Annotated in this window: 13 protein-coding genes; 11 read left to right on the top strand and 2 right to left on the bottom strand. The window is 48.5% G+C overall.

The features are described 5' to 3' along the window. Positions 1 to 456: 456 nt before the first annotated feature. Positions 457 to 1,245: a hypothetical protein gene (locus J4613_RS00920; protein ID WP_001033398.1), complete on the top strand. Its 789-nt coding sequence runs from the start codon at positions 457 to 459 to the stop codon at positions 1,243 to 1,245. A gap of 321 nt (positions 1,246 to 1,566) precedes the next feature. Beyond that, positions 1,567 to 1,773: a hypothetical protein gene (locus tag J4613_RS22840; RefSeq protein WP_000787625.1), complete on the top strand. Its 207-nt coding sequence runs from the start codon at positions 1,567 to 1,569 to the stop codon at positions 1,771 to 1,773. Positions 1,774 to 2,229: 456 nt separating this feature from the next. Here the strand turns inward: J4613_RS22840 and sopF are convergent, their stop codons facing one another. Continuing rightward, positions 2,230 to 3,354: a type III secretion system effector SopF gene (gene sopF, locus J4613_RS00915; protein ID WP_000917268.1), complete on the bottom strand. Its 1,125-nt coding sequence runs from the start codon at positions 3,352 to 3,354 to the stop codon at positions 2,230 to 2,232. A gap of 447 nt (positions 3,355 to 3,801) precedes the next feature. Then, on the bottom strand, positions 3,802 to 5,052 hold the full coding sequence (gene icd, locus J4613_RS00910) for an NADP-dependent isocitrate dehydrogenase (RefSeq protein WP_000444506.1): 1,251 nt from the start codon (positions 5,050 to 5,052) through the stop codon (positions 3,802 to 3,804). A 171-nt stretch (positions 5,053 to 5,223) separates the two neighbouring features. Between icd and rluE the strand changes: the two genes are divergently transcribed. The 9 genes from rluE (at position 5,224) to J4613_RS00865 (ending at position 13,413) form a co-directional block, all read left to right on the top strand. Continuing rightward, a complete protein-coding gene (gene rluE / locus J4613_RS00905; RefSeq protein WP_053299355.1) occupies positions 5,224 to 5,889 on the top strand; it encodes a 23S rRNA pseudouridine(2457) synthase RluE in 666 nt (221 codons plus the stop codon). Next, entirely contained in the window at positions 5,886 to 6,215 is a 330-nt protein-coding gene (locus tag J4613_RS00900) for a lysozyme inhibitor LprI family protein (RefSeq protein ID WP_111742380.1), read from the top strand. Before rluE ends, J4613_RS00900 begins: the two co-directional genes overlap by 4 nt. Positions 6,216 to 6,226: 11 nt before the next feature. Next, positions 6,227 to 6,688, top strand: coding sequence for an NUDIX hydrolase (locus tag J4613_RS00895; protein ID WP_021000251.1), 462 nt, complete (start codon positions 6,227 to 6,229; stop codon positions 6,686 to 6,688). 53 nt (positions 6,689 to 6,741) lie between these two features. Continuing rightward, positions 6,742 to 7,848 carry a tRNA 2-thiouridine(34) synthase MnmA gene (gene mnmA / locus J4613_RS00890; protein WP_000004540.1) on the top strand — a complete coding sequence of 369 codons (1,107 nt, stop codon included), beginning with the start codon at positions 6,742 to 6,744 and terminating at the stop codon, positions 7,846 to 7,848. Between the two features lie 86 nt (positions 7,849 to 7,934). Beyond that, positions 7,935 to 8,576 (top strand): high frequency lysogenization protein HflD, encoded by a 642-nt coding sequence (hflD, locus tag J4613_RS00885; protein WP_001519653.1) that lies wholly within the window; start codon positions 7,935 to 7,937, stop codon positions 8,574 to 8,576. A 3-nt stretch (positions 8,577 to 8,579) separates the two neighbouring features. Continuing rightward, on the top strand, positions 8,580 to 9,950 hold the full coding sequence (purB, locus tag J4613_RS00880) for an adenylosuccinate lyase (protein WP_000423763.1): 1,371 nt from the start codon (positions 8,580 to 8,582) through the stop codon (positions 9,948 to 9,950). A 126-nt stretch (positions 9,951 to 10,076) separates the two neighbouring features. Next, positions 10,077 to 10,748 carry a two-component system response regulator PhoP gene (phoP, locus tag J4613_RS00875; protein WP_001537766.1) on the top strand — a complete coding sequence of 224 codons (672 nt, stop codon included), beginning with the start codon at positions 10,077 to 10,079 and terminating at the stop codon, positions 10,746 to 10,748. Continuing rightward, positions 10,748 to 12,211, top strand: coding sequence for a two-component system sensor histidine kinase PhoQ (gene phoQ / locus J4613_RS00870; RefSeq protein ID WP_001031687.1), 1,464 nt, complete (start codon positions 10,748 to 10,750; stop codon positions 12,209 to 12,211). The genes phoP and phoQ overlap by 1 nt, the downstream gene beginning before the upstream one ends. Before the next feature lie 80 nt (positions 12,212 to 12,291). Next, the gene (locus tag J4613_RS00865; protein WP_000456509.1) at positions 12,292 to 13,413 is read left to right on the top strand and encodes a cupin domain-containing protein; all 1,122 of its coding nucleotides are present in this window, start codon (positions 12,292 to 12,294) and stop codon (positions 13,411 to 13,413) included. Positions 13,414 to 13,434: the final 21 nt, after the last annotated feature.

The following is a 13,434-nucleotide window of genomic DNA, read 5'->3' as shown; positions in this document are numbered from 1 at the left end:
AAACAGCGCCCTGAGGCGCTGTCTGTGACGATATAACGCAAACGCTACCACTCAGAACATGTTGTTGTTGATACCTCAGACCGGTATGTGGAACCGACATTCATCGCTTCACTGGCCTGTCGGTATGAGTAGCCCTTATCAACAATCAGCTTGTGCGCATTCCAGCCTGAAATCTGAAAGTACGTTTGGTTTTGTTGTTTATTAAGAGCCTATCCCATTAGACTCTTTTATTCGCCAAACTGGCTTTAACGATTACGCCTACTGGGATAGGTTCTAAACTTATCATCAATACGTAAAATACCTATTTACGAACAAAAAGTAACAGGTAAAAATCCGAAATAAAACCAGCATAACTAAAACTTACTGCAGATATGCACACGCATTATTACTATGTTTCCAGGATAGTCTCGACCAGTCAAGACTATCTATTTTATATAAAAAAGGGAAATACTTCACATGAATAAAATACATGTTACATATAAAAATCTCTTACTTCCGATTACCTTCATCGCGGCAACTCTAATTAGCGCCTGTGATAACGATAAAGATGCCATGGCGGAAGCTGAAAAAAATCAAGAGAAATACATGCAAAAAATCCAGCAAAAAGAGCACCAGCAATCAATGTTCTTTTACGACAAAGCCGAAATGCAAAAAGCTATTGCCAATATCAACGCAAAAGGTGGAGCCAATCTTGCGATTATTGAAGTCCGTTTCTTCAAGGGCGGGTATTCATTCATTCGACAAAGCGTTAACACCCCTGCTAAAGTAGAGATGTTTAAATTTAACAACGGCTACTGGGGGGGACCTTCGCCTGTCAACTTAACCATCTTTGGCACTATAACAGAGGAGCAAAAACAAGAAGCACTAAAAGAGGCTTTATTCAAATTCGACTCGATCAATTTCAGCATTATACCAGAGCGTATTCAGGAAACAATTAAACGTGCTAACGCCAGTGGCATCATTTCCGTTACGGAAGATAGCGATATCGTTGTACGAGCAGAGATAGCTCATAATGGCGAATTCGTCTATGACATTACCATCACTGCTAAAAATACAGCACGTGCGGTAATGACCTTAAATAAGGATGGTTCTATTGCCGGATATGAGATCAAAGAACCTTTCGACCCAAAAAAAGAAGCCGAAAAAGCACAGCAACTTGTTGAACAATCGAGAAAAGACATTGAAAGTCAGCGTAAAAAAGCAGCTGAAAAGATGAACGAAATACAGCAGACATTTAAAAAATAGCAGACGATACAAACATTGATAAAAATTATAGCGCGAAAGAGCGCGTGCCAGGTACTAAGGCACTGCTTGAAGACAGCGAATCGCTATTTCATTCTCTGACACTGTAATTTTTCGTACTCAAGATGTTTATTTATTGAGTCTTTTGTGGATAACCAGGTGAAGTTATGTGACGCCAGGAATCTATTCCAGCGGGCGTACTTGTTGGAGCCAGTGTGAAGCCGGGCAGCGCGCAGAAACCGGAGCGTATACGTTGTACGTGAGAATTTCGAGCACTGCCCGACCTAAAAATGATGAATAAAATAGATATTTTAAAGAGGTAATATGAAGAATTTTTTCAAAATAATTACTGATTTCATCGCGGATATTTCCCTTGATCTATTTGCTATATTTTTATGCATGTTATTCGTATACAAAACAGGACCATCAATTGGTGTGATATCATTTTTTATTGCATTAATTATTTATATCATTCTTCATTTTGTTTTTTACTCATTTCGTGAAAAAATCATAAAAAAAATATTCAAATAAGTATTTAAAATTATTGTTTTGAGGTACAAATTCAGCGCAATAAAACAGAGCAACTAAAAAAAATTAGGCGTAGCGAAGTGGAAAAGGACTGTCATGTACTGGACCGTGAGCTGGTCGGGAGAGCAATGTACGGGAAAGAGCGAAATACTGTCATTGATATGAGCAGGAATATCGATAGCCAGTAAATCACTCCTGTGGTAATACAGGCCACTTGATGACTGTGAAGGTCGCTTCATCTGAAGCACCGGTGAAGTCCAGCATTTTAAGTGAAAAGCAGCCAGCAGGCGCTTCTGCTGGTCCATATTCCTCTATTTTGCCAGACCACACTAAAGTGCCACACAGGTATCTGCCAGAACGGTCCTGAGATAATAAATATAAAAGCAGTTACTGCCTACCTCAAGAAGTATGCGCTCATGATCATTTAAAGCTCTTTTAAAGAGACTGATAATAAGCTTGTCAATATAATATTATGCAGTCTCTATTAAGCGCCTGGTTTATTTGTTTTGCATAATCATATAGTTGACTTTTCGAGTAAGAGTTTTCTTGCAAAGACAAATAAACGTGTTTTATATCTCTGAATAAACATACATCACCATGAATATGAGCCTCTATATAATTCCCTTCATAGCCTTTACCATAATTAGAATGAGCTAAAAATTTTTCGTCCTTAGCCATTTTAACCAAACTCTTAAAGCAATTATAACCAAAAAAATCATTTTGACAGGATGCAATCAGGTTCTCCATATGCCAAAATGTAGATAATTTACTCGTATCCAGGCCAAATCTGTGGCCGTAGATATCAAAAGGTGATAATGTACAATTTGTTTTTACATTATCATTTAATTCAAAAAATGATTTTCCATAGGCGCTGGCACCTCCATTTTCACCGTTCAGAAAGTCCAGTGCAGCATAAATTGGTCTGCTTGTAGGGCTAAAAGTTCTACTGTTGGGAGTATATGCTACGGAAAAACCGCCTGTCTGACCATATGGGGCATAAGGTGAATCTGCAAGCCTCTCCAGTTCAAATGCTTTAGTTTCAACTGAATCACGTCCGACATTATAAGCAGGTAAATCTCCTGGTCTGCAACCTAATGCATAAGAGTTCAGATATTCTTTATTTTTTAAGAGAGAGACAAAGTCAATTTTTGCCGCATTAAAATTTATTGTCAGCCGGGCATTTTGTAAAATATCCACCATCTTATTTAGCAAGAGAGTGCAATCTATTTCGGTACCACACTCACGGCTTATCCGCCTGAGCGCTTTTTCTCTTATTATGTCAGCGTCGCGCTGACACCTGGAATGAATATGCGCAAGTACTTGTTTTCCAAAAAGGCGACCATACACCTTTTTACGCTCTTCATTGCTGAGACCGCAAAACACTTCGTCAAAAGAAAGCCTGTACGCTGCGCTTACAGAACCTCTCGCCGTTCTGCTTTCTGGAAATGGCGGAACATCTTCAACAACATTTCTAACTTGCTGAATGTCTGAAGACAGTGGAGTACGTCCGGCATTTTTTTCCTTATCTGTTTCCAGATATTCCGGAACCTTTATACTTCCACTATGGCAGATAGGTTTGAGCATATGTCTCCTGAATTTTTATGACTAATATAGCATTCACTTTCGCTGACGTATTCTTTATCAGGCTGATATTTCAACACTTCTTAGCAGCCTTGTAGAAAAGCAAATAAAGCATGCTAATAATTTTATAAAATACTTAACCTACCCACTATTGTAGTCAATAAACCATCACTTTTTATTAAAAAATTATCCTGATAATAACAATAAATCTGGTAAGGCACTTTCAAAAAATAGCCAAACCACACATTATAAAGAAAACCACTACAATCAAAATCGGTAACTATCAGCTTTCAGGGGGGTCTCAGGTTATCATGACGATCGGGGTAAAGGATGAACTACTATTGCGGTCTGAATTGAGGGAGTTTTGATAAAGTTTTGATAACCGTTCGAATACTAATAATAAAAACGGGGACGTTAAGTCCCCGTTTTTGTTTTTAACAATTATCGTTATTACATATTCGCGATAATCGCGTCACCAAACTCACTACATTTCAGCAGCTTAGCGCCGTCCATCAGACGTTCGAAGTCATAGGTCACGGTCTTCGCGGCAATCGCGCCTTCCATACCTTTAACAATCAGGTCTGCGGCTTCGAACCACTGCATGTGGCGCAGCATCATCTCCGCAGACAGAATAATGGAGCCTGGGTTGACTTTATCCTGGCCCGCATATTTCGGCGCAGTCCCGTGAGTCGCTTCAAACAACGCGCATTCGTCGCCGATATTCGCACCCGGTGCAATACCGATACCGCCAACCTGAGCCGCCAGGGCATCGGAAATATAGTCACCGTTCAGGTTCATACAGGCGATAACGTCGTATTCCGCCGGACGCAACAGGATTTGTTGCAGGAACGCATCGGCGATAACGTCTTTAACCACGATCTCTTTACCCGTGTTCGGGTTCTTAATTTTCAGCCACGGACCGCCGTCAATAAGCTCACCGCCGAACTCGTCGCGCGCCAACTGGTAGCCCCAGTCTTTAAACGCGCCTTCGGTGAACTTCATGATATTGCCTTTATGTACCAGCGTGACGGAATCGCGATCGTTGGTAATAGCGTATTCAATCGCCGCGCGAACCAGACGTTTAGTGCCTTCTTCAGAACACGGTTTGATACCGATACCGCAGTGCTCCGGGAAGCGAATTTTCTTCACGCCCATCTCTTCGCGCAGGAACTTGATCACTTTCTCAGCGTCTGCAGAGTCAGCTTTCCATTCAATTCCGGCGTAGATGTCTTCAGAGTTTTCACGGAAGATGACCATATCGGTCAGCTCCGGATGTTTCACCGGACTTGGCGTGCCCTGATAGTAACGAACGGGACGCAGACAAACGTACAGGTCAAGCTCCTGACGCAGGGCAACGTTCAGAGAGCGAATACCGCCGCCAACCGGCGTGGTCAACGGACCTTTAATCGCTACGCGGTAATCACGAATCAAATCAAGGGTTTCAGCGGGGAGCCAGACATCCTGGCCGTAAACCTGTGTGGATTTTTCTCCGGTGTAAATTTCCATCCAGGAAATTTTACGCTCGCCTTTATAGGCTTTCTCGACGGCGGCATCGACCACTTTAAGCATGGCTGGAGTGACATCAACACCGATACCATCGCCTTCAATAAACGGGATAATCGGATTCTCAGGAACGTTGAGTTTGCCGTTTTGCAGGGTGATCTTCTTACCTTCCACCGGAACAACTACTTTGCTTTCCATTCACCTCTCCTTCGAGCGCTTCTGGTTTGCTCGTCTGTCATCGCGCTGCATGTGCAATGGCGTCCTGCTGCACGACTGCGTTAGAGCAATTTTTTGTTAATGTTTTGTAATGAGCATGTCAATACTACCCTATTGTTTGCCGCCATGAAAGACACTCATTATTGCGCTATAATGCGGCAATTAATAAGTTCTGAAAACACCATGCAAAAAACTTCTTTTAGAAATCACTACGTTAAGCGATTCAGCTCACGACAAGCATCTAAATCACGGAAAGAAAACCAGCCAAAACGCGTGGTTTTGTTCAATAAACCTTACGATGTGTTGCCGCAGTTCACGGATGAAGCAGGTCGCCGCACGTTAAAAGATTTTATTCCTGTGCAAGGCGTTTATGCCGCAGGCCGCCTGGACCGCGACAGCGAAGGGCTTTTGGTGCTGACTAATGACGGCGCGCTGCAGGCGCGCCTCACGCAACCGGGCAAACGTACCGGCAAGATTTACTATGTTCAGGTAGAAGGCATCCCGGATAATGCAGCGCTGCAGGCGCTTCGTACTGGCGTCACGCTCAACGATGGCCCTACCCTGCCCACCGGTATTGAGATTGTCGCGGAGCCTGACTGGCTGTGGCCGCGCACCCCGCCGATTCGCGAACGGAAGAATATTCCCACCAGTTGGCTAAAAGTCACCTTATATGAAGGCCGCAACCGCCAGGTAAGACGCATGACAGCGCATGTCGGTCATCCCACTCTACGATTAATTCGTTACAGCATGGGCGACTACACGCTCAACGGCCTCGATAATGGACAGTGGCGCGAGATCGCACAGGAGAAAGACAGATGAAACGGCTTCTCATAGCTTTTGCTTTATTAACACCGTTATCCGTTAATGCGGCCAGCTTCGACTGCCAGAAAGCGCAGGCTGCGGATGAAAAGGCTATCTGCGCGCACCTGATGCTGAATGATAAAGACGTGGAAATGCACACCAAATATCAGCTTCTGAAAGGGTTGTTCGCGATGGGCAGTCGCGGCGCGCTGCAGGACGCCCAGCAGAGCTGGCTTAAACAGCGTCAGCAGTGCAAGGCCGACGTCACCTGCCTGACAAAAGCTTATAACGAGCGTCTGAAACAGCTTGACGCGATCTATGACCACATTGATAAACCGCTTTAATAAGGATGCCTATGTTCAAGCCGCACGTGACCGTTGCCTGCATCGTACATGCCGAAGATAAATTTCTGGTGGTGGAAGAGACCATCAACGGTAAATCGTTATGGAATCAACCTGCCGGACACCTGGAGGCAGATGAAACGCTGGCGCAGGCCGCCGCGCGTGAACTGTGGGAAGAGACTGGCATCACGGCGCAACCACAGTATTTTATCCGTATGCATCAGTGGATTGCGCCGGATAAGACCCCGTTCCTGCGCTTTTTATTCGCTATCAAGCTTGATCATATTTGCGCGACCGAACCCCATGACAATGACATCGATTGCTGCCGTTGGGTGAGCGCCGACGAGATTCTGAACGCGCCGAATTTACGTTCTCCGCTGGTGGCTGAAAGCGTTCGCAGTTATCAAACGGGACAACGTTACCCCTTATCTATAGTGGGCGAATTTAACTGGCCGTTTACAGAGGGTGTCAAGTAAAGGGCTGCGTGATAGAATACGCCGCCTTGAAGTTCAATGTCGCGAGTATTCCAATGTCAGAAAGCCCAAAAAAAGTGATCGTCGGCATGTCCGGCGGTGTCGATTCCTCCGTTTCCGCCTGGCTGTTGCAACAACAGGGTTATCAGGTAGAAGGCCTGTTCATGAAGAACTGGGAAGAGGACGATGGTGAGGAATACTGTACCGCGGCAGCCGATCTGGCTGACGCGCAGGCCGTGTGCGACAAGCTTGGCATTGAACTGCATACCGTTAATTTTGCCGCAGAATATTGGGATAACGTCTTTGAACTGTTCCTTGAAGAGTACAAAGCGGGCCGTACGCCGAACCCGGATATTCTGTGCAATAAAGAGATCAAATTTAAAGCCTTCCTTGAATTTGCCGCAGAAGATTTAGGCGCCGACTATATCGCCACCGGTCACTACGTTCGCCGCGCGGATGTAAACGGCAAAAGCCGGTTGTTGCGCGGGCTCGACGGCAACAAAGATCAGAGCTACTTCCTCTATACGCTTGGCCATGAGCAGATTGCGCAAAGTCTGTTCCCGGTTGGCGAGCTGGAAAAACCGCAGGTGCGTAAAATCGCCGAAGATCTGGGGCTGGTAACCGCCAAGAAAAAAGATTCTACCGGTATCTGCTTTATCGGCGAGCGCAAATTCCGCGACTTTTTAGGGCGCTATCTGCCTGCGCAGCCGGGGAAAATCATTACCGTTGACGGCGATGAAATCGGCGAGCATCAGGGTCTGATGTATCATACGCTCGGTCAGCGTAAAGGGCTGGGAATCGGCGGCACCAAAGACGGTAGCGAAGACCCCTGGTATGTGGTGGATAAAGACGTTGAAAACAATGTGTTAATTGTCGCCCAGGGGCATGAGCACCCACGTCTGATGTCGGTAGGCCTCATCGCCCAGCAGCTACATTGGGTCGATCGCGAACCGTTCACCGGCACCCTGCGCTGTACGGTAAAAACCCGCTACCGCCAGACCGATATTCCGTGCACGATTAACGCGCTGGATGACGATCGTATCGAGGTCATTTTTGACGAGCCGGTTGCCGCCGTTACGCCGGGCCAGTCCGCTGTCTTTTACAGCGGCGAAGTCTGCCTGGGCGGCGGCATTATCGAGCAGCGACTGCCGCTGACGGTCTGATTATTCAATACACAACACCATTCAAGTCGCCTCAAAGCGGCTTAAAAGATGAAGTGTATTTTATTTGATACAAGGAAGCAGTGATTGTGGCAAAGAATTATTATGACATCACCCTCGCGCTGTCTGGCATTTGCCAGTCGGCACGCCTGGTGCAACAACTGGCGCACCAGGGGCACTGTGATGCCGACGCGTTGCACGTTTCACTCAACAGTGTCATTGATATGAATCCCAGTTCTACTCTGGGCGTGTTCGGCGGCAGCGAAGCTAACCTGCGTCTTGGTCTGGAAACACTGCTCGGCGTGCTGAATGCCAGCAGCCGACAAGGACTTAACGCCGAACTGACGCGTTATACGCTTAGCCTGATGGTGCTGGAGCGCAAGCTGTCATCCGCCAAAGGCGCGTTGAATACGTTAGGCGATCGCATTAACGGCCTGCAGCGCCAGCTTGACCATTTTGATTTACAGTCAGACACGTTAATGAGCGCCATGGCGGGCATCTACGTGGATGTGATTAGCCCATTGGGCCCGCGCATTCAGGTGACGGGCTCCCCGGCCGTTCTGCAAAGTCCGCAGGTGCAGGCCAAAGTCCGCGCCTCGCTACTGGCAGGCATCCGTGCAGCCGTGCTCTGGCATCAGGTAGGCGGTGGTCGCCTACAGCTTATGTTTTCTCGTCATCGCCTGACGACTCAGGCAAAACAAATTCTTGCTCATTTAACCCCGGAGTTATGATCTATGGAATTATCCTCACTGACCGCCGTTTCCCCTGTCGATGGACGCTACGGCGATAAAGTCAGCGCGCTGCGCGGAATTTTTAGCGAATACGGTTTGCTGAAATTTCGTGTACAAGTCGAAGTACGTTGGCTGCAGAAATTAGCCGCGCACGCAGCGATCAAGGAAGTTCCTGCTTTTGCTGCCGACGCAAACGGTTACCTGGATACGCTTGTGGCAAACTTCAATGAAGAAGATGCCGCGCGCATTAAAACCATTGAGCGCACCACGAATCACGATGTGAAAGCGGTTGAGTATTTTCTTAAAGAAAAAGTCGCCGCGATCCCGGCGCTACATGACGTTTCCGAATTTATCCACTTTGCCTGCACTTCTGAGGACATTAACAACCTGTCGCACGCGTTAATGCTCAAAACCGCGCGCGATGAAGTGATCCTGCCTTACTGGCGTCAGGTGATTAACGCGGTTAAAGATCTCGCCACGCAGTATCGCGACATTCCTCTGCTCTCCCGCACCCATGGCCAGCCGGCAACGCCTTCCACTCTGGGTAAAGAGATGGCGAACGTGGCGTATCGTATGGAGCGTCAGTTCCGCCAGCTCAACCAGGTGGAGATCCTCGGTAAAATCAACGGTGCCGTAGGCAACTATAACGCGCATATCGCCGCCTATCCGGAAGTTGACTGGCATCAGTTCAGCGAAGAGTTCGTCACCTCGCTGGGCATCCAGTGGAACCCTTACACCACCCAGATTGAACCACATGATTATATTGCGGAACTGTTTGACTGTATCGCGCGCTTTAACACCATCCTGATCGATTTCGATCGCGATGTCTGGGGCTATATTGCGTTGAACCATTTCAAACAGAAAACCATCGCCGGGGAGATCGGTTCTTCTACCATGCCGCATAAAGTTAACCCCATTGACTTTGAAAACTCAGAAGGCAACCTCGGTCTGTCTAATGCAGTATTGCACCATCTGGCAAACAAACTGCCGGTTTCCCGCTGGCAGCGCGATCTGACCGACTCAACCGTTCTGCGTAACCTGGGTGTCGGCATCGGCTATGCGCTTATCGCTTATCAGTCCACCCTGAAGGGCGTCAGCAAGCTGGAAGTAAACCGCGATCATCTGCTTGACGAACTGGATCACAACTGGGAAGTATTAGCCGAACCGATCCAGACCGTCATGCGCCGCTATGGTATTGAAAAACCATATGAAAAACTGAAAGAGTTGACCCGTGGCAAGCGTGTCGATGCCGAAGGAATGAAACAGTTTATTGATAGCCTGGCCCTGCCGGAAGCAGAAAAAACGCGCCTTAAAGCCATGACGCCGGCAAATTATATCGGTCGCGCTGTGACTCTGGTCGACGAACTTAAATAATGTCTGCCTCACCCTCTTTTCTTCAGAAAGAGGGTGACTATTTGTCTGGTTTATTAACTGTTTATCCCCAAAGCACCATAATCAACGCTAGACTGTTCTTATTGTTAACACAAGGGAGAAGAGATGATGCGCGTACTGGTTGTAGAGGATAATGCATTATTACGCCACCACCTGAAGGTTCAGCTCCAGGATTCAGGTCACCAGGTCGATGCCGCAGAAGATGCCAGGGAAGCTGATTACTACCTTAATGAACACCTTCCGGATATCGCTATTGTCGATTTAGGTCTGCCGGATGAAGACGGCCTTTCCTTGATACGCCGCTGGCGCAGCAGTGATGTTTCACTGCCGGTTCTGGTGTTAACCGCGCGCGAAGGCTGGCAGGATAAAGTCGAGGTTCTCAGCTCAGGGGCCGATGACTACGTGACGAAGCCATTCCACATCGAAGAGGTAATGGCGCGTATGCAGGCGTTAATGCGCCGTAATAGCGGTCTGGCCTCCCAGGTGATCAACATCCCGCCTTTCCAGGTGGATCTCTCACGCCGGGAATTATCCGTCAATGAAGAGGTCATCAAACTCACGGCGTTCGAATACACCATTATGGAAACGCTTATCCGTAACAACGGTAAAGTGGTCAGCAAAGATTCGCTGATGCTTCAGCTGTATCCGGATGCGGAACTGCGGGAAAGTCATACCATTGATGTTCTCATGGGGCGTCTGCGGAAAAAAATACAGGCCCAGTATCCGCACGATGTCATTACCACCGTACGCGGACAAGGATATCTTTTTGAATTGCGCTAATGAATAAATTTGCTCGCCATTTTCTGCCGCTGTCGCTGCGGGTTCGTTTTTTGCTGGCGACAGCCGGCGTCGTGCTGGTGCTTTCTTTGGCATATGGCATAGTGGCGCTGGTCGGCTATAGCGTAAGTTTTGATAAAACCACCTTTCGTCTGCTGCGCGGCGAAAGCAACCTGTTTTACACCCTCGCCAAATGGGAAAATAATAAAATCAGCGTTGAGCTGCCTGAAAATCTGGACATGCAAAGCCCGACCATGACGCTGATTTACGATGAAACGGGCAAATTATTATGGACGCAGCGCAATATCCCCTGGCTGATTAAAAGCATTCAACCGGAATGGTTAAAAACGAACGGCTTCCATGAAATTGAAACCAACGTAGACGCTACCAGCACGCTGTTGAGCGAGGACCATTCCGCGCAGGAAAAACTCAAAGAAGTACGTGAAGATGACGATGATGCGGAGATGACCCACTCGGTAGCGGTAAATATTTATCCTGCCACGGCGCGGATGCCGCAGTTAACCATCGTGGTGGTCGATACCATTCCGATAGAACTAAAACGCTCATATATGGTGTGGAGCTGGTTCGTATACGTGCTGGCCGCCAATTTACTGTTAGTCATTCCTTTACTGTGGATCGCCGCCTGGTGGAGCTTACGCCCTATCGAGGCGCTGGCGCGGGAAGTCCGCGAGCTTGAAGATCATCACCGCGAAATGCTCAATCCGGAGACGACGCGTGAGCTGACCAGCCTTGTGCGCAACCTTAATCAACTGCTCAAAAGCGAGCGTGAACGTTATAACAAATACCGCACGACCCTGACCGACCTGACGCACAGTTTAAAAACGCCGCTCGCGGTTTTGCAGAGTACGTTACGCTCTTTACGCAACGAAAAGATGAGCGTCAGCAAAGCTGAACCGGTGATGCTGGAACAGATCAGCCGGATTTCCCAGCAGATCGGCTATTATCTGCATCGCGCCAGTATGCGCGGTAGCGGCGTATTGTTAAGCCGCGAACTGCATCCCGTCGCGCCGTTGTTAGATAACCTGATCTCCGCGCTCAATAAAGTTTATCAGCGTAAAGGGGTGAATATCAGTATGGATATTTCACCAGAGATCAGTTTTGTTGGCGAGCAAAACGACTTTGTCGAAGTAATGGGCAACGTACTGGACAACGCTTGTAAATATTGCCTGGAGTTTGTCGAGATTTCGGCTCGCCAGACCGACGATCATTTGCATATTTTCGTCGAAGATGACGGCCCAGGCATTCCCCACAGCAAACGTTCCCTGGTGTTTGATCGCGGTCAGCGCGCCGATACCCTACGACCAGGACAAGGCGTGGGGCTGGCTGTCGCGCGCGAGATTACGGAACAATACGCCGGGCAGATCATTGCCAGCGACAGTCTGCTCGGCGGTGCCCGTATGGAGGTCGTTTTTGGCCGACAGCATCCCACACAGAAAGAGGAATAAACATTTCTGTGCGTTCTTCCACGCATCTCGTTAAGCATCCGTTATAATCGGTGTCAGATACCAGCCTGCGGATACTTAACATGGAATACCAATTAACTCTTAACTGGCCCGACTTTCTTGAACGCCACTGGCAAAAACGCCCGGTGGTCTTAAAACGTGGGTTTAGCAACTTTATCGATCCGCTCTCGCCGGATGAGCTGGCGGGGCTGGCGATGGAAAGCGAAATCGACAGCCGTCTCGTTAGCCATCAGGATGGCAAATGGCAGGTCAGCCATGGCCCTTTCGAAAGCTACGATCATCTGGGTGAGAGCAACTGGTCGCTGCTGGTACAGGCGGTAAACCACTGGCACGAACCCACCGCCGCCTTGATGCGCCCGTTCCGCGCTCTGCCGGACTGGCGTATCGACGATCTGATGATCTCCTTTTCCGTTCCCGGCGGCGGCGTTGGCCCGCATCTGGATCAGTATGATGTGTTTATTATCCAGGGAACCGGTCGCCGTCGCTGGCGCGTGGGCGAAAAGCTGCAAATGCGTCAGCACTGCCCGCATCCCGACCTGTTACAAGTCGATCCGTTCGAGGCCATTATCGATGAAGAGCTGGAGCCGGGCGACATTCTGTATATTCCGCCAGGATTCCCGCATGAAGGCTATGCGCTGGAAAACGCCATGAACTATTCGGTCGGTTTTCGCGCGCCCAATAGCCGTGAGCTGATCAGCGGTTTTGCCGATTACGTCCTGCAACGGGAGTTGGGCAACACATACTACAGCGATCCGGATATACCGTCCCGCAAGCATGCGGCGGATATCCTGCCGCAGGAGATGGATAAACTGCGTAATATGATGCTCGATTTGATCAATCAACCCGCGCATTTCCAACAGTGGCTTGGCGAGTTTCTCTCTCAGTCACGCCACGAACTGGATATTGCGCCGCCGGAGCCGCCGTATCAGCCTGATGAAATTTACGATGCCTTAAAGCAAGGCGAGGTATTAGTACGCCTCGGCGGGCTTCGCGTATTGCGTATCGGCGATGAGGTCTATGCGAATGGCGAAAAAATAGACTCTCCGCATCGCCCCGCTCTGGAGGCGCTCGCCAGTCATATTGCACTGACCGCTGAAAACTTCGGCGATGCGCTGGAAGACCCTTCTTTCCTCGCGATGCTGGCGGCGCTGGTGAATAGCGGGTACTGGTTCTTCGAAGGATAAGAACATCGCAATGCCCGGCGA

The sequence above is a fragment of the Salmonella sp. 32020114201800008SM genome, from assembly GCF_017572025.1.
Taxonomy (GTDB): domain Bacteria; phylum Pseudomonadota; class Gammaproteobacteria; order Enterobacterales; family Enterobacteriaceae; genus Salmonella; species Salmonella enterica.
Note: the sequence above shows the minus strand (reverse complement) of the source record. Positions and strands in the feature narration are given on the sequence as shown.